This is a genomic window from Alterluteimonas muca, assembly GCF_021191595.1.
GTDB classification, from domain to species: Bacteria; Pseudomonadota; Gammaproteobacteria; order Xanthomonadales; family Xanthomonadaceae; genus Luteimonas; species Luteimonas muca.
The window spans coordinates 238,240-255,772 of the sequence record NZ_JAIWPS010000003.1; the positions used below are offsets into that span (position 1 = coordinate 238,240).

General features: G+C 69.5%; 17 protein-coding genes. 12 read left to right on the forward strand and 5 right to left on the reverse strand.

What is annotated here, in order from left to right; translation table 11 throughout:
- Positions 1-15: 15 nt before the first annotated feature.
- Together LDO11_RS06760 and LDO11_RS06765 are read right to left on the reverse strand one after the other, a co-directional pair.
- The gene (locus LDO11_RS06760; protein ID WP_232140849.1) at positions 16-1,704 is read right to left on the reverse strand and encodes an amidohydrolase; all 1,689 of its coding nucleotides are present in this window, start codon (positions 1,702-1,704) and stop codon (positions 16-18) included.
- 178 nt (positions 1,705-1,882) lie between these two features.
- Entirely contained in the window at positions 1,883-2,317 is a 435-nt protein-coding gene (locus LDO11_RS06765; protein ID WP_232140850.1) for an OsmC family protein, read from the reverse strand.
- A gap of 263 nt (positions 2,318-2,580) precedes the next feature.
- Here LDO11_RS06765 and fusA point away from each other — a divergent pair, with 263 nt between their 5' ends.
- On the forward strand, positions 2,581-4,629 hold the full coding sequence (gene fusA, locus LDO11_RS06770; protein WP_232140851.1) for an elongation factor G: 2,049 nt from the start codon (positions 2,581-2,583) through the stop codon (positions 4,627-4,629).
- Here the strand turns inward: fusA and LDO11_RS06775 are convergent.
- Entirely contained in the window at positions 4,550-4,864 is a 315-nt protein-coding gene (locus LDO11_RS06775; protein ID WP_232140852.1) for a hypothetical protein, read from the reverse strand. The two genes, fusA and LDO11_RS06775, sit on opposite strands and share 80 nt — an antisense overlap.
- 86 nt (positions 4,865-4,950) lie before the next feature.
- On the opposite strand from LDO11_RS06775, the gene LDO11_RS06780 reads away from it, so the two are divergent.
- The 6 genes from LDO11_RS06780 to LDO11_RS06805 all read left to right on the forward strand — a co-directional run bounded on the left by LDO11_RS06780 (position 4,951) and on the right by LDO11_RS06805 (position 9,200).
- The gene (locus LDO11_RS06780; protein ID WP_232140853.1) at positions 4,951-5,358 is read left to right on the forward strand and encodes a DUF2784 family protein; all 408 of its coding nucleotides are present in this window, start codon (positions 4,951-4,953) and stop codon (positions 5,356-5,358) included.
- Positions 5,359-5,478: 120 nt separating this feature from the next.
- On the forward strand, positions 5,479-5,871 hold the full coding sequence (locus LDO11_RS06785) for an HU family DNA-binding protein (RefSeq protein WP_232140854.1): 393 nt from the start codon (positions 5,479-5,481) through the stop codon (positions 5,869-5,871).
- A 692-nt stretch (positions 5,872-6,563) separates the two neighbouring features.
- Positions 6,564-7,238 (forward strand): tellurite resistance TerB family protein, encoded by a 675-nt coding sequence (locus LDO11_RS06790; RefSeq protein WP_232140855.1) that lies wholly within the window; start codon positions 6,564-6,566, stop codon positions 7,236-7,238.
- 53 nt (positions 7,239-7,291) lie between these two features.
- Positions 7,292-7,912: a M23 family metallopeptidase gene (locus tag LDO11_RS06795; protein ID WP_435574614.1), complete on the forward strand. Its 621-nt coding sequence runs from the start codon at positions 7,292-7,294 to the stop codon at positions 7,910-7,912.
- A 77-nt stretch (positions 7,913-7,989) separates the two neighbouring features.
- Positions 7,990-8,421, forward strand: a complete 432-nt coding sequence (locus LDO11_RS06800) for a hypothetical protein (RefSeq protein WP_129135332.1) — start codon at positions 7,990-7,992, stop codon at positions 8,419-8,421.
- 44 nt (positions 8,422-8,465) lie between these two features.
- A complete protein-coding gene (locus LDO11_RS06805; protein ID WP_232140856.1) occupies positions 8,466-9,200 on the forward strand; it encodes a hypothetical protein in 735 nt (244 codons plus the stop codon).
- A gap of 4 nt (positions 9,201-9,204) precedes the next feature.
- Here LDO11_RS06805 and LDO11_RS06810 read toward each other — a convergent pair whose 3' ends face one another.
- A complete protein-coding gene (locus LDO11_RS06810) occupies positions 9,205-11,466 on the reverse strand; it encodes a DUF5916 domain-containing protein (RefSeq protein WP_232140857.1) in 2,262 nt (753 codons plus the stop codon).
- A gap of 123 nt (positions 11,467-11,589) precedes the next feature.
- The gene (locus LDO11_RS06815) at positions 11,590-12,066 is read right to left on the reverse strand and encodes an SET domain-containing protein (protein ID WP_232140858.1); all 477 of its coding nucleotides are present in this window, start codon (positions 12,064-12,066) and stop codon (positions 11,590-11,592) included.
- Between the two features lie 166 nt (positions 12,067-12,232).
- On the opposite strand from LDO11_RS06815, the gene LDO11_RS06820 reads away from it, so the two are divergent.
- From LDO11_RS06820 to LDO11_RS06840, 5 genes are read left to right on the forward strand one after another with little or no spacing between them, the layout of a single operon-like run.
- A complete protein-coding gene (locus LDO11_RS06820) occupies positions 12,233-12,700 on the forward strand; it encodes an SUF system Fe-S cluster assembly regulator (protein WP_232140859.1) in 468 nt (155 codons plus the stop codon).
- Between the two features lie 13 nt (positions 12,701-12,713).
- Positions 12,714-14,189 (forward strand): Fe-S cluster assembly protein SufB, encoded by a 1,476-nt coding sequence (gene sufB / locus LDO11_RS06825; protein WP_232140860.1) that lies wholly within the window; start codon positions 12,714-12,716, stop codon positions 14,187-14,189.
- A 56-nt stretch (positions 14,190-14,245) separates the two neighbouring features.
- Complete coding sequence (sufC, locus tag LDO11_RS06830) at positions 14,246-15,007, forward strand: Fe-S cluster assembly ATPase SufC (protein WP_232140861.1); 762 nt, start codon at positions 14,246-14,248, stop codon at positions 15,005-15,007.
- Positions 15,007-16,287 (forward strand): Fe-S cluster assembly protein SufD, encoded by a 1,281-nt coding sequence (sufD, locus tag LDO11_RS06835; RefSeq protein ID WP_232140862.1) that lies wholly within the window; start codon positions 15,007-15,009, stop codon positions 16,285-16,287. Before sufC ends, sufD begins: the two co-directional genes overlap by 1 nt.
- The gene (locus LDO11_RS06840) at positions 16,284-17,531 is read left to right on the forward strand and encodes a cysteine desulfurase (RefSeq protein WP_232140863.1); all 1,248 of its coding nucleotides are present in this window, start codon (positions 16,284-16,286) and stop codon (positions 17,529-17,531) included. Before sufD ends, LDO11_RS06840 begins: the two co-directional genes overlap by 4 nt.
- Positions 17,532-17,533: the final 2 nt, after the last annotated feature.

Below are 17,533 nucleotides of genomic sequence, written 5' to 3' on the forward strand. Positions count from 1 at the left end.
GTGGCAACGCGCAGGTCAGTCGCGCGGCGCCTGCCCCGCCTCGTACACCGGCGTGCCGTCGACCCAGGTCGAGCGCAGCCGCAGCGCGTGCAGGCGCCCGACCGGCATCGCCAGCGGATCGTCCTCGACGATCAGGAAATCCGCGCGCATGCCGGTGCGCAGCTGGCCCACGTGGGCCTCGTCGAAACTGGCATAGGCCGCGTCAGCGGTGAAACCGCGCAGTGCTTCGACGGCGGTGAGCTTCTGGTCGGCAAGCCAACCGCCCGGCGGCTGTCCGTCCAGGTCCTGGCGGGTGGCGGCGGCATACAGGCCCAGCCGCGGATCGACCTGTTCGACCGGGAAGTCGGAACCCAGCGCGAGGCGTGCGCCGCTGTCGAGCAGCTTCCGCCATGCATACGCACCGGCCAGGCGTTCATCGCCCAGGCGTGCGCCGGCCCAGGGCATGTCCGACGTGGCGTGGGTGGGCTGCATCGATGCGATCACGTCCATCCGCGAGAACCGCGGGATGTCCTCGACGGCCACGATCTGCGCGTGCTCCACGCGCCAGCGCGGGCCATCGGCGGCCTGCGGCAGCGCCGCCTCGTAGGTATCGAGCACCAGCCGGTTGCCACGATCGCCGATCGCATGCGAGGCCACCTGTACGCCGCAACCCGCGGCCTTGGCCACGGTGGCGCGGAAGGCGTCGGGGTCGGTCACCAGCAGGCCGGTGTTGCCATGGTCGTCGCTGTAGTCCGCAAGCAGGGCCGCGCCACGGCTGCCCAGCGCGCCATCGATGTAGAGCTTGACCCCGCGCATCTGCAGGCGGCCGCCATCGTGGGCGTACAGGCCGTTGCTGCAGAGGTCATCGAGTGCCGCACCCTCGCCGTCGGCGTAGGCCGACACGCGCAGCGGCAGGCGACCGGCATCGGCGAACTGCCGGTACAGCGCCAGGCCTTCGCGCGAAACGCCCATGTCGTGCACGCCGGTCAGGCCGTTGCGTACGGCAGCATCCAGCGCGAGCTCCAGCGCGCGCGCATGGTCCTCGGCCGACAGTGCGGGAATCGCGGCCTCGACCAGGCCCATCGCCTCGTCGATGAAAACCCCGGTGGGTGCACCGGCCTCGCGCACGATGCGCCCGCCCTGCGGGTCGGCGGCATCGGCAAGGCGGGCGCCTGCGGCGTCGGCTGCGCGCATCGCCGCGCTGTTGGCCCAGCCGGCATGGCCATCGATCCGCCGCAGCCACACCGGGCGGTCCGGGAACGCGGCGTCGAGGTCGGCGGTGGTGGGGAACGCGGTGTCGGGCCACAGGTTCTGGTCCCAGCCGTTGCCCAGCAGCCATGCGCCGTCGGGCAGCTCGCGGGCGAATGCGGTCAGCCGCGCGACCACCTCATCCCTGCTGCTCGCGCCGACCAGGTCGGCACGCAGCAGGGCGAGCCCCAGGCCCATCAGGTGCGCATGCGCATCGATGAGGCCCGGCACCACCACCGCGCCATCCGCGTCGATGACCTCGGCCTGCGGATGGCGGCTTCGCAGCGTCGCGGCGCTGCCGATATCGACCAGCACGCCGTCGGCGTTCCACACCATTGCCTCGGCCTGCGGCTGCTGCGGATCCATCGTGTGGATGCGCGCACCGACCAGCATGGTGTGCTCCGCGGCAAACGCCGACGGTGTCGCCAACAGGCAGGCGAGCACGCCGGCCAGCATGCCCGTCGCCGGGCCCTTCATGGTTCCACGCATTCCCCAACCCCTCGATCGTCGCGAGCGCAGACTATGGACGCGCGCGGCGTCCCGCGGCAATCACGACGATCGGCACATCGCACGACGCGGCAGGACGCGGATCAGCCCGCTCCTGCGCCGCGTCGTGCGCCGTGCAGCGTGCGATCCACGCTGCGCGCGCCTGTGGTCAGTCGAGCAGCTCGGCCTCGAGGGTGATCGGCACCGCGGAAAGCGCCTTGGAAACCGGGCAGTTCTGCTTGGCATCATCGGCCAGTGCGCGGAACTTCACCGGATCGATGCCCGGCACCCGCGCGCGGGTGGTGAGGGTGATCGCGCTCATGGTCGGGCCGCCTTCCATCGACAGGTCGACCCTGGCCTCGGTGTCGATGGAGTCCGGTGCATGCCCGGCGTCGCTCAACTTGGCGGCCAGTGCCATCGTGAAGCAGCCCGCATGCGCGGCGGCGATCAGCTCCTCGGGGTTGGTGCCCTTCTCCTCGCCGAACCGGCTGTTGAAGCCGTAACGGGTGCCGGTCATCAGGCCGCTCTGCGGCGTGTCCAGCGTGCCGCCGCCGGATTTCAGGTCGCCTTCCCAGCGGGCGCGGGCCTTGCGCGAAATACCCATCGTGGTCGTCCTCGGTGTGGATGTGCCGCCCAGCCTAGGCGCCGGGTTGTTAGCGAGGTGCGCACGTGCTGCGTCGCAACGGGTTTTCGGCGGGGTCGCGGGCTATCGTCGACGGGCCATGACCGCCCGCCTGCAGGCCGTCTGCAGCGGCCCGCACCGCCGGCCGACCCGCGCCGCGGTGACACACGCGGACAGCCATGACGCCTCCTGCGCGGCCCGGGCCGCGTCCCGGCCCCCGGGCCGACAGCCACGGAGTCGCGTCCATGTCCCACAGCACCGAAGCCATCCGCAACCTCGCCCTCGCGGGCCACCCCGGCACCGGCAAAACCATGCTGTCCGAAGCCCTGCTGCACGCCGGTGGCGCGATTGCGACGGCAGGCACCATCGAACGCGGCAACACCGTGTCCGACCATGATCCGATCGAGCGCGAACGTGGCCATTCGATCGATGCCGCGCTGGCCTCGTTCGACCATGCCGGCGTCCACGTCAACCTCATCGACACCCCCGGGTATCCCGACTTCCGCGGCCCTGCGCTGGCGGCGCTGGCGGCCGTCGACACCACGGCGATCGTCGTCGACGCGGTGCGTGGCGTGGAACACGGCACACGCCGGTTGATGGCGCGCGCCGCCGGGCGCGGCCTGTGCCGGATGCTGGTCGTCAACCGCATCGATGCCGAAGGCGCCGACCCTGCGCGCGTGCTCGACGCCCTGCGCGAGGCCTTCGGCCCCGAGGTGCTGCCGCTCAACCTGCCGGCCGACGGCGGCCAGCGCGTGGTCGACTGTTTCCGCCTGCGCGAAGGCAACAGCGACCTCGGACCGGTCGGTGACTGGCACCAGCGGGTGCTCGACCAGGTCGTCGAGATCGAAGAGACCGTGATGGACCGCTACCTCGAGCGCGGCGAGGACGGCCTGTCGACGACGGCACTGCACGACGCCTTCGAGCGGTGCATGCGCGAAGGCCACCTGGTGCCGGTGTGCTTCGTGTCGGCACGTACCGGCGTTGGCGTGGACGCGTTGCTGGCGACCATCCGCGAGCTGCTGCCGCACCCCGGCGAAGCCAATCCGCCGCCGTTCGTGGCCGGCACCGGCGCGGACGCCCGACCGCTGCAGCTCACGCCCGATCCAGCGGCGCATGTCGTTGCCGACGTGTTCCGCATCGTCCACGACCCGTTCGTCGGCAAGCTCGGCATCTTCCGGGTGTACCAGGGCACCGTGCGTCGCGACAGCCAGCTGCTGGTCGATGATGGCCGCAAGCCGTTCCGCGTCGCCCATCTGTTCCGCATCCATGGCAGGGACCACATCGAGATCGACGCCGCCGTGCCCGGCGACATCGCCGCGGTGGCCAGGGTCGAGGAGCTGCACTTCGATGCCGTGCTGCACGACAGCCACGACGAGGACCACATCCACCTCGCGCCGCCCGGCTTTCCACAGCCGATGTTCGGGCTTGCGGTCACGCCCGCACGCAAGGGCCAGGAGCAGAAGCTCGCGATCGCGCTGCAGCGGCTGGCGGAGGAGGACCCGTGCTTCCGGGTCGAGCAGGACGAGGAGACGCACGAAACGGTGATCCGCGGGCTGTCCGACCTGCACCTGCGGGTGCAGCTGCAGCGCCTGGGCGAACGCCACGGCCTGGAGGTGGAGACGCGCGCGCCGCGCATCGCCTATCGCGAGACGATTTCCGCGCCTGCCGAAGGCCACCATCGCCACAAGAAGCAGACCGGTGGCGCCGGCCAGTTCGGCGAGGTGTTCCTGCGCGTGGAGCCATTGCCGCGTGGGGCCGGCTTCGAGTTCGTCGACGAGGTCAAGGGCGGCGTGATCCCCGGGCAGTTCCTGCCCGCGGTCGAGAAAGGCGTGCGCCAGGTGCTGAAGGAAGGCGCGCTCGCCGGCTACCCGCTGCAGGACGTGCGGGTGGTGGTCCACGACGGCAAGCACCATGCCGTCGACAGCAAGGAGGTGGCGTTCGTCGCCGCGGGCCGCAAGGCCTTCCTGGATGCCGTCTCGCGTGCGCATCCGCAACTGCTGGAGCCGATCGTGGAGATGGAGGTGCACGCACCCGACGCCCACACCGGCGACATCAGCGGCGGGCTGGCCTCACGCCGCGCGCGCATCCACGGCACCGACGGCGGCGATGCCGGGGAGATCGTGGTCCGCGCGCAGGTGCCGCTCTCCGAGCTGGACGGCTATGCCGCCGAGCTCAAGTCGGTCACCGCCGGGCGCGGCCGCTATGCGGTGGATTTCAGCCATTACGAACCGGCACCGCCGCAGGTGCAGAAGCGGCTGGCCGAAGCCTGGAATCCGCGTCGCGATGAGGACTGACCTCCACCGCCGCGGTCACAGGCGCCGGCGCCACGCTGCAATCGTCGGCGCCGACGGCCTCGAGGCGCCGCGCCGCGGCCCCGGCCATCAGCCACCACCAGTGGCGCTGCGACATCAGCTGCAGGTCGCCTACGCGCAGCACTTCGCGGCCCGTGGCCGGCGTGCCGCCGTGGACCGGCATGGTGGACACCGCGGCAAGCAGCGGCACGATCAGCAGACTCGGAAGACGGGGCATGGCGGCGGTCACTCGGCGGGTCACTCCTTCATGGATGCACCGGCGGGGCCGATGGTTGCAGCGTTCCGTCGCATCGGTGCCAGAACGTGCAGCTGATCTCCCCGGCGCTGGCGGCGCATCTCGCCGATGCCGTGCTGGCCCTGCATGCCGGCATCGCGCTGTTCGCGGTGGCGGTGCTGGGTGCCGTGCTTATCGGCGGCCCGCTCGGGTGGCGCTGGGTGCGTCACGCGTGGCTGCGCCGCCTGCACCTCGCGCTGCTCGCCGTCGTCGCGCTGCAGGCGTGGCTCGGGCGGCTGTGTCCGCTGACGGTCTGGGAACAGGCGCTGCGCACGCATGCCGGGCAGTCGACGCATGCGGGGTCGTTCGTCGAATACTGGCTGTCGCGCCTGCTGTTCTTCGAGGCGCCGTGGTGGACATTCATCGCCGCCTACAGCCTGGCCGTCGGGCTGACGGTGCTCGCCTGGTGGCGCTGGCCACCGCTTCGACGGTCTTGAATGCGCGAAAACCCCGGGTTTCTTTGCGGTTTCCTATTGGCGGCGGCCTTGACATGGCCTACATTCCGACTGGCCGGCGGGTATGGCCGACATCCAACCATCCATCACGGAACAGGACACATGGCGAAGAAAGCAACCAAGGTGGCGAAGAAGGCCGCTGCTCCGAAGAAGGCCGCTGCAGCGAAGCCGGCCGCACCGAAGGCGATCAAGGAACCGCTGAGCAAGTCGGGCCTGGTGGCACACCTCGCCGAGACCACCGGCGTGGTCGCGAAGGACGTCCGTTCGATCCTCGCCGCGCTCGAAGGCGCGATCCACGGTTCCATCGGCAAGAAGGGCCACGGCTCGTTCACCCTGCCGGGCGTGCTGAAGATCACCTCGGTCAAGGTGCCGGCAAAGCCGAAGCGCAAGGGCATCAACCCCTTCACCAAGGAAGAGCAGGTGTTCGCGGCGAAGCCGGCGACCGTCAAGGTCAAGGTGCGTCCGCTGAAGAAGCTCAAGGACGCTGCCGTCTAAGGCATTCGTCCGCACTGCCCGCATTACGGGGCTGAAGGCCGGTCTGCTCATCGAGCGGCCGGCCTTTTTGTTTCGTGGCAGATCAGCGGAGAGTCCGGACAGCCCGCCACGAACGCCGGGGGATGCCCAGCCGGATATCTCCGCGTCCTGCTCCCACATCCGGCCGCCGGCCATCCATGGCCGGCTCTGGACATCCCCCGGCGTCCGCGGCGGGCTCCAGAGGCTGGCGCGTGGTCGGGACGAAGATCAAAAGCGAAGACGGCCGGGTGGTGCTGGATGACGAGGCCGACTGCAACCGCTGTTGATCTCCGTGCCGAGCCGACGAACGCAGGAGCCCGTCGCGTGCACAGGGGGGTGTGCGCACAGCCGGCCATGGATGGCCGGCGGCCGGCCGTGGTAGCTGGACGCGGACTTCGGCCGGGGGAGCACACCCCCCTGGGCGCGCGACGGGCGGCACGAAACCCAACGAAGCGACTCCACGGACACACAGACATTTCCGCTGCACGTCATCGTCCAGTGTCTGGAAAACGACCTGCCCTTCGCGGCCAGTCGACCCATCCGCCATGACGAGCGGCCTCCGGGCAGTCCGGAGGGGGACGGTTGCGCCACGATGACGCAGTGCGCATTGATTCCCGATTAAGCCGTCACCCCGTTATCTCGCCTGCTCGCCCGATTCCTCCCAGGACCGACCGATGAAACTGCAAGGCTTCCTCGACCAGCTGCTCCGCTCCGCCACAGACCCCGCCGCTCCCGCGACGCGTGAGCCGTCCGCCGCCGGCGGTCCGCTCGGCAACCTCGGTGGGATGCTCAACCAGGACTTCGGTCGTGGCGCGCTGACGGGCGGCGCACTCGGCCTGCTGCTCGGCCGCAACCGCACCACACGCAAGCTCGCCACCTATGGCGGGCTGGCCGCCATCGGGTTGATGGCCTACCGCGCCTATGGCGACTACCAGCGCCAGCAGACCGGCCAGACGATCGAACCGCAGACGGTCGACCGCCTGCCGCCGCCGCAGGCGGAACTGCACAGCGAAGCGATCCTGCGCGCACTGGTGGCGGCGGCGAAGGCCGATGGCCATGTCGACGCCCGCGAGCGCGAACTGATCGAAGGCGAGTTCCGGCGCGTGGATGCCGACCGCGAACTGCAGCAGTGGCTGCACGCGGAACTGGAGAAGCCGCTCGACCCCGCCGAAGTCGCTGGCGCCGCGGCTGCGCCGGAGATCGCCGCCGAGATGTACCTGGCCAGCCTGCTGGTGGTGGACGAGCAGAACTTCATGGAGCGCGCCTACCTCGACGAGCTCGCACGCAGGCTCGGCATCGACGACGCGCTCAAGACCCGGCTGGAAGCGCAGGTGCGCGTGCCGGCCTGAGCACATACGGGCGCGGGGACATCGGCTTCACCCGCGCCGGCTAGGCTGTAGCCGTGTCGACGCCACCGCCTTCCCCTCCCCGCCGCGACTACCGCCGGCCCGCGATCCGCGCCACGGGCTGGATCGTGTTCCTGCTGCTGGCCTGGTTCGCGGCGTCGTGGGCGTGGCGGCAACCGTTCATGGCCCCGGTGCGCATGGGCTACGAACTGGCGCGCATGCCCGCGCCCGATGCCCTGCCGATGCCGGTGCGTGGCGTCGCCGCCTCCCGGGTGGCCGATACCTATGGCGCGCCGCGCGGCAGTGACCGCCAGCACGAAGGCGTGGACATCTTCGCGTCGCGCGGCACCGACGTGCTCAGCACCACGCCGGGCATCGTCACCTCGGTCCGCGAAGGCGGCCTCGGCGGCCGGCAGGTCTGGGTGCTGGGCCCGGCACGCGAGCGCCACTACTACGCACACCTCGATGATTGGGCGCCGGATCTCGCCGAGGGCCAGGTCGTGGTGCCCGGCGATGTGCTCGGCAGCGTCGGCGACACCGGCAATGCCCGCGGCACGCCGCCGCACCTGCACTACGGCATCTACGGCTCCGACGGCACCTATGACCCGCTGCCGCTGCTGCGTGCGGGCGCACGTCGCGACACCGGATCATCCCCGCAGAGCCAACAGAGCCCATGACCACGCCGACTGCATCGACCGATCACCGCGGCACGGTTAGCATCCAGCCTCCCGCCCGCCGTGGACACGACACCCGGATGGACAAGCGTTTCCTCGTTTGTGGCCTGATGATGAGCCTGGCGGCGATGCTGCTGGGCGTGCTCGTCCACGGCGGCCTGTTGCGCGCCGACTACCTTGCCCATGCCGCGCTCTACCGCGACCCGGCGGAGGCGAACGCGCGGCTGGTCTGGATCGTGGTCGCCTATGCCTTGATCGGCTTCAGCATGACCTGGCTGTTCCGCCGCATGTATCCCGAGCGCCGGGTACGGGCACGCGATGGCCTGCAGTTCGGGCTCGCGATCGCGCTGGTGTCGTTCCTGCCGTGGCATCTGCTGGCCTATGTGGGCCAGCCGTTGCCGTCCGGCCTGCTGGCCCGCCAGGTGCTGTTCGACCTGCTGTCGATGCTGCTGCTCGGCCGCCTGCTGGTCTGGCTGCGGCCCAATCGCGCACCGCTGAGCCTTCCGGAATGAGCGGCCCGCAGCACCCGCGGTGTGCCCGGCTGCGGCCCGCCCGCATGGTGTCCGGCCTGCTGCTGGCCGCGCTGCTCGCGGGCTGCGGTGGCAACGACGATGCCCAGCAACAGCGACGCGGCGCGCCGGCTTCGGCCAGCGATGTCGCCACCCTGCCCGCCCCGGCACCGGGCGGCGGCAGCGTGACCGGCGCACCACCGCCGCCCGCACCGGGCGAGGTTTCGCTGGGCGACGAACCGGTACAGGACGCATGGATCGAGACCGCTGGTGTCGACGGGCTGCCGCCGCTCGAGGACAACCCGGAGGCCGGGCTGGCCGAACTGGTTCCGATCGTGCCCGCGCCCGCCGGGGCCGCGGACAATGCCCCTGCCGTGTCCGCTACCGCGGGGATGCCATCGACGACGGCTCCGGCCGACGCGAGCCCGCAGGCCGCGGCGGTCGTCCAGACCTATTACGCCGCCATCGGCTCGCGCGATTACCGCCGCGCGTATGCGCTGTGGTCGGATGGCGGCCGCGCCAGCGGGCAGTCGCCCGAACAGTTCGCGGCCGGCTTCGCCGACACCCGTTCGGTCGAGGTGCAGGTCGGCGCTTCCGGTGCACCGGACGGTGCGGCGGGCTCGCAGTACGTACGGGTGCCGGTGTCGGTGGTTGCCACGCAGGCCGACGGCAGCACCCGCCGCTTCGCCGGGCAATACACGCTGCGGCGCGCGATGGCCGATGGCGCGGGGTCCCAGGCATGGCGGATCGCGTCCGCCGAACTGCGCGAAGAGCGGCTCTGAGCGCTCAGAGCCCGAAGCGGTAGCTGAGCTTGACCAGCAGCTGTTCGTCGTCGCGCAGGCTGAAGCTGTCCTGCAGCTGGCGGGCAACGCCGTCGGGGTCGAACAGCTGCTCGTAGCCGCCGCGTGCGTACACCACGTACAGGTGCGATAGCGGCGCGAGCTCGTAGCGGTAGCGCACCTGGAAACCGAGGTTGCGTACGCCGAAATCGTCCACCGTATCTAAGGTGGCGATGGCGTGGCCACCGGGATCGAAGCGCCAGGCCTGGCGCAGGCGCGCGTCGATGCCGATCGCCTGCAGCTTGATGCGCAGTTGCTGGCGCGGGTCGATGCTCCAGTCGAGCCCCGCGAGCAGATGGGCCTCGCGGCCGAGGAAGCCGCCGACGAGATTGCCGCCCTGCCAGATCAGCCAGTCCGGCCGATGGATGTACGTGGCACCTGCATTGATGCTGAGCGCGTCGCTCAGGAACCAGGTCGCGCCGTACCAGAACGCCGCGCCGGGCCGGTCGTTGCCTGCGAGGCCGCCGCTGGACACCTCGAGCTCCACGTCATGCGCCCACCGTCCCTTGCGCGGGCGTTCGTATTCGTACATCGCCGAAAAGCTCGCCGGCAGCCGCACCAGGCCGTTGCCGCGCAGCAGCTGGTCGCTCACGCCGGCGCTGTTGAGGTTGAGCTGCACGTACTCGTAACTGCCGTCGCGCAACCTGCCCTCGCGGCTCACGCGGAACTGGTCACTGAGCTTGTCACCGCGGTCGTTGTGGCTGGTCGTCGCACGCCAGCGCCAGTCCTTGGACGCGTAGCGCGAATCCTCCGGCTGGTCGGCAAAACGCCTGCGCAGTTCCCAGTGCATGTAGTTGACGCTGTTGCGCGCGAGATACCCGAAATCGTTGATCTGCAGCCCGTCGCCGAAATGCATGGCGATCCACTGCTGGCGCCAGCCGCCGTCCATCTCGTAATCGGCCCACACCGTGGCGCCGAAATCCTCGCTGCGCGCGCCGGCCTGGTCGATGCGGCTGCCGAGCAGGCGCGTGCGCACGTTCCAGCGCTGCGTCGGCCGCCAGTTGTGGTCGACACCGAGCACGCTGGCTTGGCGGTCGAGCCACGGGCGGTCGACGCGGGTCAGCATCGCGCCGAGGTTCTGGTTGGCGAGATCGCGCACCACGCGTAGCGCGTGGAATGAACGTCCGGCCTCGCCGCGCTCGTCGGCCGAGAACACGCCGTATTTCATTCCGCCGAAGTTGCCGTTGAGCTTGAGCGCCGCGGTGATGTCGCTGGCGCCACTGCCATCATCGGCCGGGCCACCGACCCGCCGGGTGTACAGCTGCTGGCTGAAGTCGGATGGCGTGGTCAATTCGAACAGGCCCTGGTTCTCGGTGAAGAAGGGGCGCTTGTCGCTGACGAAGGTCTCGGTGGCGCTGAAGTTCACCACCAGGTCGTCGCTTTCCACCTGTCCGAAGTCCGGGTTCACCGTCGCCGACAGCTGGAAGCGCCCGCTCGGCTTCCAGAACAGGTCGGCACCCCCGTCGAGCCCGCTGTCGCCGCCGGTGGCGTCGTACAACCCGGAAACGTAGGGCGTGATCGCCAGCAGCGACTGGCTGTACGCCGGCACCTCCAGCGGATGGAAGTCGGAGACGAAGCGCGCCCGTTCGTAGCTTGCGAATGGCATCGCCGCACGTTCGCCGGTGGCACCGATCACCCGGTCGAGATAGATGCGCAGACGGCGCATGCCGTCGCGGCCATCGGCCATCGGCGCGGTATGCCAGGGAATCAGCATCTCCACCGACCAGCCACTGTCGTCCTCGGACACGGCATGCATCCACAGGCCGTCCCAGTCGTCGTTGAACTGGTTCTCGTTGCTGATCACCGCGTCGTAGATGCCGCCGGTGGAGGCGACAGTGAAGTTGTAGGCGGTGCGGCCATCGCCATCGAAGTCGACCATCAGGTTGACCCGATCGACCTGGGCATCGAAATCGCGTTGCACCCACTGCCGCGTGCGCGGCACGTCCGCCGGTTGCTCGTTGCGGAACGCAACCGCCAGTCCTTCCGGCGTGGCCATCACCCAGGCGCGCGTCGCAAGCGATGCCGGCGCGCCGCTGAGCGGCTGCGTCTGCCGGAAGTCGGTGAACTCGTGCGCATCCGCCCACTCGGCCGGGTCGATGTGGCCATCGACTCCGATGGCCATCAGGGCGGGCGACGCCAGCAGCAGCGCAAGCGCGGCGGCGGGTGCAAGGACGCGTATCGCGGGACGCATCGGTCGGTGCATCGTCATGGTTCCATCCGGGCCGGGCCGCCCGCTGGCGCGCACGGTACGCGCGCAGCCGCCGTGCGACGCCTGTCGTTGGTCATTGCGACCGTTACCGGCCGTCGCGCATCTCCGGCGCGACGCAGGTCTTCAGCGCTTGGGCTGGAGCAGGGTTCCGGTGCAGCCGGGCTGGCCGCAGCGGCAACCCCACAGCTTCTTCAGCCGCGGCGTGTGGCGTTCGGCCAGGCGGATGCCGTAGTTGTAGGTGAGTTCCTCGCCGCGGCTGATGTCGCGCAGCGCCTCGATGTAGATGCGGTCCTTTTCGGGCCGCCCCTTCGCGTCCTCTTCCACCAGCGCCTCGCAGTTGGGCGCGCAGCTGTGGTTGATCCAGCGCCCGATGTTGCCGCGCCTGTTGCCGTCGATCACGTAGTGGTCGTTGAGGGTGAACAGGAAGGTGTGGCCGTTCTCCTCGAGATCCGCGTAATCCGCGTCGACTTCCTCGTGCGTGCGCAGCGCACCGGTGTAACGGATGATCCTTTCGCCCTTTTTGATCTTGCGCGTGGCGAACACGCCATTGCCGTGGATCGGGGACTTGCGGGCTTCGATCTTCAGGGGCTTGGTGGACATCGGGTCGCGCGTTCGTGGAGAGGCGGCATTGTGCCACGCGTCGCGCTGCGCTCCGGAAGCCGGCGGGTCGACTCCCGCTTGCACGGCTGCTGAACCCCGCGTACCCGCGGGTTTGGCCGACGCGGATCGAAAGAGTACAATTTCGGTCCTCTTTCATGGATCCGCCATGCTCCGCGTCACCCGCCTCACCGATTACGCAACCGTCGTGCTGACCGCGCTTGCCGCGCGCTCGGAGGCGGTATTGAGCGCGTCGGAGCTGGCCGAACTGGCCGGCCTGGAGACGCCGACGGTGAGCAAGGTGCTCAAGCCGCTGGCACAGGCGGGGCTCGTCGAGGGCTTCCGCGGCGTCAACGGCGGCTACCGGCTGGCGCGCCCGGCCACGGCGATCACCCTGATCGAGATCGTCGAGGCGATGGAAGGCCCGCTGGCCATCACCGAGTGCAGCCTCGACGACAACCAGTGCGGCATCTCCCACCAGTGCGGGCTGCGTGCCAACTGGCGCCGCATCAACGACGTGGTCGCCGATGCGCTGCGCGGGTTCACCCTCGCCAGCCTGCATGGCGACGTCTCCAGCCCGTCTCCTTCCCCCCTGCCGTCCCTGCGCCGCATCCAGGCGCGGCTGGCGGACACCTGACAGTAGGCAGCCCATGGCCACCGACATCATCGAACCCGTCATCGACGAACCCATCGCCAACCGTGAGATCCACGAGCAGCTGGGGCGCAAGTACGAAGCGGGTTTCATCACCGACATCGAATCCGACTCGCTGCCCCCGGGCCTCGACGAGGACACCATCCGCGCGCTGTCCGCGAAGAAGGACGAGCCGGAGTGGATGACCGAGTGGCGCCTGGCCGCCTACCGCCACTGGCTGACGATGCCGGTGCCGCAGTGGGCGAAGCTTGCGATCGCGCCGATCGACTTCCAGGCGCTGTCGTACTACTCCGCGCCAAAGGGCCCGAAGTACAAGTCGCTCGATGAAGTGCCGCAGGAACTCCTCGATACCTACGACAAGCTCGGCGTCCCGCTGCACGAGCGCGCGCGCCTGGCCGGCGTGGCGGTGGACGCGGTGTTCGATTCGGTCTCGGTCGGCACCACCTTCCGCAAGGAACTCGCCGAGAAGGGCGTGATCTTCTGCTCGATGTCGGAAGCGATCCAGGACCACCCGGAACTGGTGAGGAAGTACCTCGGCACCGTGGTGCCGGTGGGCGACAACTACTTCGCCGCGCTGAACTCGGCGGTGTTCTCCGACGGCAGCTTCGTGTACATCCCGAAGGGGGTGCGCTGCCCGATGGAGCTGTCCACCTACTTCCGCATCAATGCCGGCCATACCGGGCAGTTCGAGCGCACGCTGATCATCTGCGAGGACCAGGGCTACGTGTCCTACCTCGAAGGCTGCACCGCGCCGATGCGCGACGAGAACCAGCTGCACGCGGCCGTCGTCGAGCTGGTGGCGCTCGACGATGCAGAGATCAAGTACTCGACGGTGCAGAACTGGTATCCCGGTGACGAAAACGGCGTCGGCGGCATCTACAACTTCGTGACCAAGCGCGCCGAGTGCCGTGGCGCGCGCAGCAAGGTCGTCTGGGCGCAGGTGGAGACCGGCTCGGCGATCACGTGGAAGTACCCGAGCTGCGTGCTGCTGGGCGATGACTCCACGGGCGAGTTCCACTCGGTGGCACTGACCCACCATCGCCAGCAGGCCGACACCGGCACCAAGATGATCCACATCGGCAAGCGCACCAAGTCGAAGATCGTCAGCAAGGGCATCAGCGCCGGCCGCGGGCAGAACACCTACCGCGGCCTGGTGAAGGTGGACCGCAATGCCGATGGCGCGCGCAACCACACCCAGTGCGATTCCCTGCTGATCGGCAAGAAGTGCGGCGCGCACACCTTCCCCTATATCGAGGTGAAGAATCCGGGCGCCACCGTCGAGCACGAGGCCACCACCTCCAAGATCAGCGACGACCAGATGTTCTATTGCCGCAGCCGCGGCATCAGCGAGGAAGACGCGGTCAGCCTGATCGTCGACGGCTTCTGCAAGCAGGTGTTCCGCGAACTGCCGATGGAGTTCGCGGTGGAAGCCAAGAAGCTGCTGGAAGTGTCGCTGGAAGGCAGCGTCGGCTGAGAGATGCCGCAACTCCCCGCCGTGCGGGGACGCAGAAGACAACAACGGAACCCATCATGCTCAAGATCCAAGACCTCCACGCCTCCATCAACGGGCGCGACATCCTCAAAGGCCTTTCGCTGCACGTGAAGCCGGGCGAGGTGCACGCCATCATGGGGCCGAACGGCGCCGGCAAGTCCACGCTGGGCAACATCCTCGCCGGCCGCGACGGCTACGACATCAGCCAGGGCACCATCGAGTTCGAAGGCCGGCCGCTGCTGGAACTCGAGCCGGAAGAGCGCGCCGCCGCGGGCGTGTTTCTGGCCTTCCAGTACCCGGTCGAGATCCCCGGCGTGAACAACACCTACTTCCTGCGCAGCGCACTCAACGCGCAGCGGAAGTCGCGTGGCGAGCCGGAGCTGGATTCGATGCAGTTCCTCAAGCTGGTGCGCGAGAAGCTGTCGGTGCTGCACCTCGACGACAAGCTGCTGCATCGCGGCGTCAACGAGGGGTTTTCCGGCGGCGAGAAGAAGCGCAACGAGATCTTCCAGCTCGCGGTGCTGGAGCCGAAGCTCGCCATCCTCGACGAGACCGACTCCGGCCTCGACATCGACGCGCTCAGGACCGTGGCCGAAGGCGTCAACACGCTGCGTGCCCCCGACCGCGCGTTCGTGGTGATCACCCATTATCAGCGCCTGCTGGAGTACATCCGCCCGGACGTGGTGCACGTGCTGGCCGACGGCCGCATCGTCGAGAGCGGTGGGCCTGAACTGGCGCTCGAACTCGAGGAGCACGGCTACGGCTGGATCCGCGATCGCGTGGTGCCGGAGGCGGTCTGATGAGCGTGCTGCTCGATTCGCTGGCCGCGGGCTTCCAGGGCGATGCCGCGCGCCGTTCGATCCTCGACGAGGCCCTGCGCGATGGCCTGCCCGGCCCCCGCAGCGAAGCCTGGAAGTACACCCCGCTGCGCGCGCTGGAACGGCGCAGCTTCGACATCGCCCCTGCCCTGCCGCCGCGGATCGACCCGGCGCTGCTGGATGCGATTCCCGCGCCGCGGCTGGTGTTCGTCAATGGTCGCCACGCACCGGCATTGTCCTCGCTGGACGGCCTGCCCGCGGGCGTGTCGCTGCGGCCGTTGTCGGATGCGCTGGCCGACGGCGACGAGGTCCTGCGCTTCCTGCACCGCCGTTTCGACCGTACCGATGAGGTCTTTGCGCGGCTCAACGCGGCGCTCGCCGGCGAAGGCGTGCTGCTGCGTGTCGAGGCCGATACCGCCGTCGACGTGCCACTGCAGCTGGTGTTCGTCGGCGCGCCGTCGGACGCGGATGGCAGCGCCAGCCAGGACCTCGCCTGGCACCTGCGCCACCTGATCGAACTGCGCCGGGGCGCCTCGCTTGCGGTGGTCGAGCACCACCTGCATGTCGGCGAAGGCCGCCATCTCACCAATGCCCTCGCGCATGTGCACGTGGCCGATGGCGCGCGCCTGGAGCACGCCCGCGTGCAGGATGACGCCACCGGGGCGACGCTGTTCCTGCGCACCGACGTGGTGCTGGCGGAAGACGCCGAGTACCGCCGCGTCGACGTCGAACTGGGCGGCGCGCTGTCGCGGCACGAGCTCAACGTGCGCCTGGAAGGCGAACGCGCGCGGTTGACCGCCAATGGCGTGCTGCTCGGCACCGGGCGCCGCCACGTCGACACCCGCTTGGGCATCGACCATGTCGCACGTGACACCGCGGCCGAGCTGGTGTGGCGTGGTGCCGCGACCGCGCGTGGCCGCGTCGTGTTCCACGGCGGCATCCTGATCCGCGAAGGCGCCGACGGCACCGATGCACAGCTGTCGAACAAGAACCTGCTGCTGTCGGCCGATGCGGAGATCGACACCCAGCCGGTGCTGGTGATCCACGCCGACGAGGTGCAGGCCGCGCACGGTGCGACCGTGGGGCAACTCGACGACAACGCGCTGTTCTACCTGCGCGCGCGCGGCATCCCCGAGCGCCAGGCACGCGCGTTGCTGACCGCGGCCTTCGTGCGCGAACCGCTCGCGGCCATGGACGGGCCGCTGCGCCAGACCCTCGAGAACGCGCTGTCGCGCATGCTCGACGGCATCGTCTCCGGATGAGCGCGACTGCCCCCGAGACGGCGGCATCGCCGATCGACTGGGCGCGGGTGCGCGCGGATTTCCCGCTACTCGAACGCCAGGTGCACGGCAAGCCGCTGGTCTACTTCGACAATGCAAACACCGGGCAGAAGCCGGCTGTGGTGATCGAAGCGGTCGATGGCTACTACCGTCACTTCAATGCCAATGTCAGCCGTGCCGTGCACCAGCTCGGCAGCGAGGCGACCGAGGCCTACGAGGGTGCACGCAAGCGGCTGGCACGCTTCCTCAACGTGCGCGCGGACGAGCTGGTGCTGTGCAGCGGCACCACCTTCGCGATCAACCTGGTCGCCTACTCCTGGGCGCTGCCGCGTCTGAAGGCGGGCGACACCATCCTGGTGTCGCGCATGGAGCACCACGCCAACATCGTGCCGTGGCAGCTGGTGGCCGAACGCACCGGGGCGACCGTGCGCGTGGCGGAGATTCTCGAGGACGGCACCCTCGACCGCGAGGCGCTGGTGCGTGCGATGACACCCGACGTCAGGCTGTTCGCGATCGCCCATGTCTCCAACCTGCTGGGCACGGTGAACCCGGTGCGCGAACTGTGCCGCGAGGCACGCCGGCGCGGCATCGTCACCGTCGTCGACGGTTCGCAGGCGGTGCCGCACCGGCCGGTCGACGTGCAGGCGATCGGTTGCGACTTCTATGCCTTCACCGGTCACAAGATGTGCGGCCCGACCGGCACCGGTGCGCTTTGGGCGCGCCGCGAGCATCTCGAGGCGATGCCGCCGTTCCTGGGCGGCGGCGAGATGATCCGCGAAGTGAGCTTCGATGGCACCGTGTTCAACGATCCGCCGCACCGCTTCGAGGCCGGCACCCCGAACATCGCCGGTTTCGTCGGCCTGGCCGCGGCCGTCGACTACCTTGATGCGATCGGCATGGCCAACATCGAGGCCCGCGAGGCCGACCTGCTGGCCTACCTGACCACCGCGCTGGACGCCGAGCCCGGCGTGCGCATTCTCGGCCGTGCATCCGACAAGGCCGCGGTAGTCTCGTTCCTGGTCGACGGCGCACACGCGCACGACCTCGCCACCCTGCTCGACCTCGAGGGCGTGGCGGTGCGTTCGGGGCAGCACTGCGCGCATCCGCTGCTGCAGTTCTACGGCGTCGCCGCGACCTGTCGCGCGTCGCCGGCCTTCTACAACACCCACGCCGAGATCGACGCCTTCATCACCGCCCTGCGCAAGGTGCGACGGCTGCTCGGCTGAGC

Bases quoted from the DNA above. Each gene is read 5' to 3' on its own strand.
- LDO11_RS06840 (WP_232140863.1), top strand. From the start codon at position 16,284: ATGAGCGCGACTGCCCCCGAGACGGCGGCATCGCCGATCGACTGGGCG.
- LDO11_RS06805 (WP_232140856.1), top strand. From the start codon at position 8,466: ATGGTGTCCGGCCTGCTGCTGGCCGCGCTGCTCGCGGGCTGCGGTGGC.
- LDO11_RS06775 (WP_232140852.1), bottom strand. From the start codon at position 4,864: ATGCCCCGTCTTCCGAGTCTGCTGATCGTGCCGCTGCTTGCCGCGGTG.
- fusA (WP_232140851.1), top strand. From the start codon at position 2,581: ATGTCCCACAGCACCGAAGCCATCCGCAACCTCGCCCTCGCGGGCCAC.
- sufD (WP_232140862.1), top strand. From the start codon at position 15,007: ATGAGCGTGCTGCTCGATTCGCTGGCCGCGGGCTTCCAGGGCGATGCC.
- LDO11_RS06810 (WP_232140857.1), bottom strand. From the start codon at position 11,466: ATGACGATGCACCGACCGATGCGTCCCGCGATACGCGTCCTTGCACCC.
- LDO11_RS06765 (WP_232140850.1), bottom strand. From the start codon at position 2,317: ATGGGTATTTCGCGCAAGGCCCGCGCCCGCTGGGAAGGCGACCTGAAA.
- LDO11_RS06800 (WP_129135332.1), top strand. From the start codon at position 7,990: ATGGACAAGCGTTTCCTCGTTTGTGGCCTGATGATGAGCCTGGCGGCG.
- sufB (WP_232140860.1), top strand. From the start codon at position 12,714: ATGGCCACCGACATCATCGAACCCGTCATCGACGAACCCATCGCCAAC.
- sufC (WP_232140861.1), top strand. From the start codon at position 14,246: ATGCTCAAGATCCAAGACCTCCACGCCTCCATCAACGGGCGCGACATC.
- LDO11_RS06760 (WP_232140849.1), bottom strand. From the start codon at position 1,704: ATGAAGGGCCCGGCGACGGGCATGCTGGCCGGCGTGCTCGCCTGCCTG.
- LDO11_RS06785 (WP_232140854.1), top strand. From the start codon at position 5,479: ATGGCGAAGAAAGCAACCAAGGTGGCGAAGAAGGCCGCTGCTCCGAAG.
- LDO11_RS06820 (WP_232140859.1), top strand. From the start codon at position 12,233: ATGCTCCGCGTCACCCGCCTCACCGATTACGCAACCGTCGTGCTGACC.
- LDO11_RS06790 (WP_232140855.1), top strand. From the start codon at position 6,564: ATGAAACTGCAAGGCTTCCTCGACCAGCTGCTCCGCTCCGCCACAGAC.
- LDO11_RS06815 (WP_232140858.1), bottom strand. From the start codon at position 12,066: ATGTCCACCAAGCCCCTGAAGATCGAAGCCCGCAAGTCCCCGATCCAC.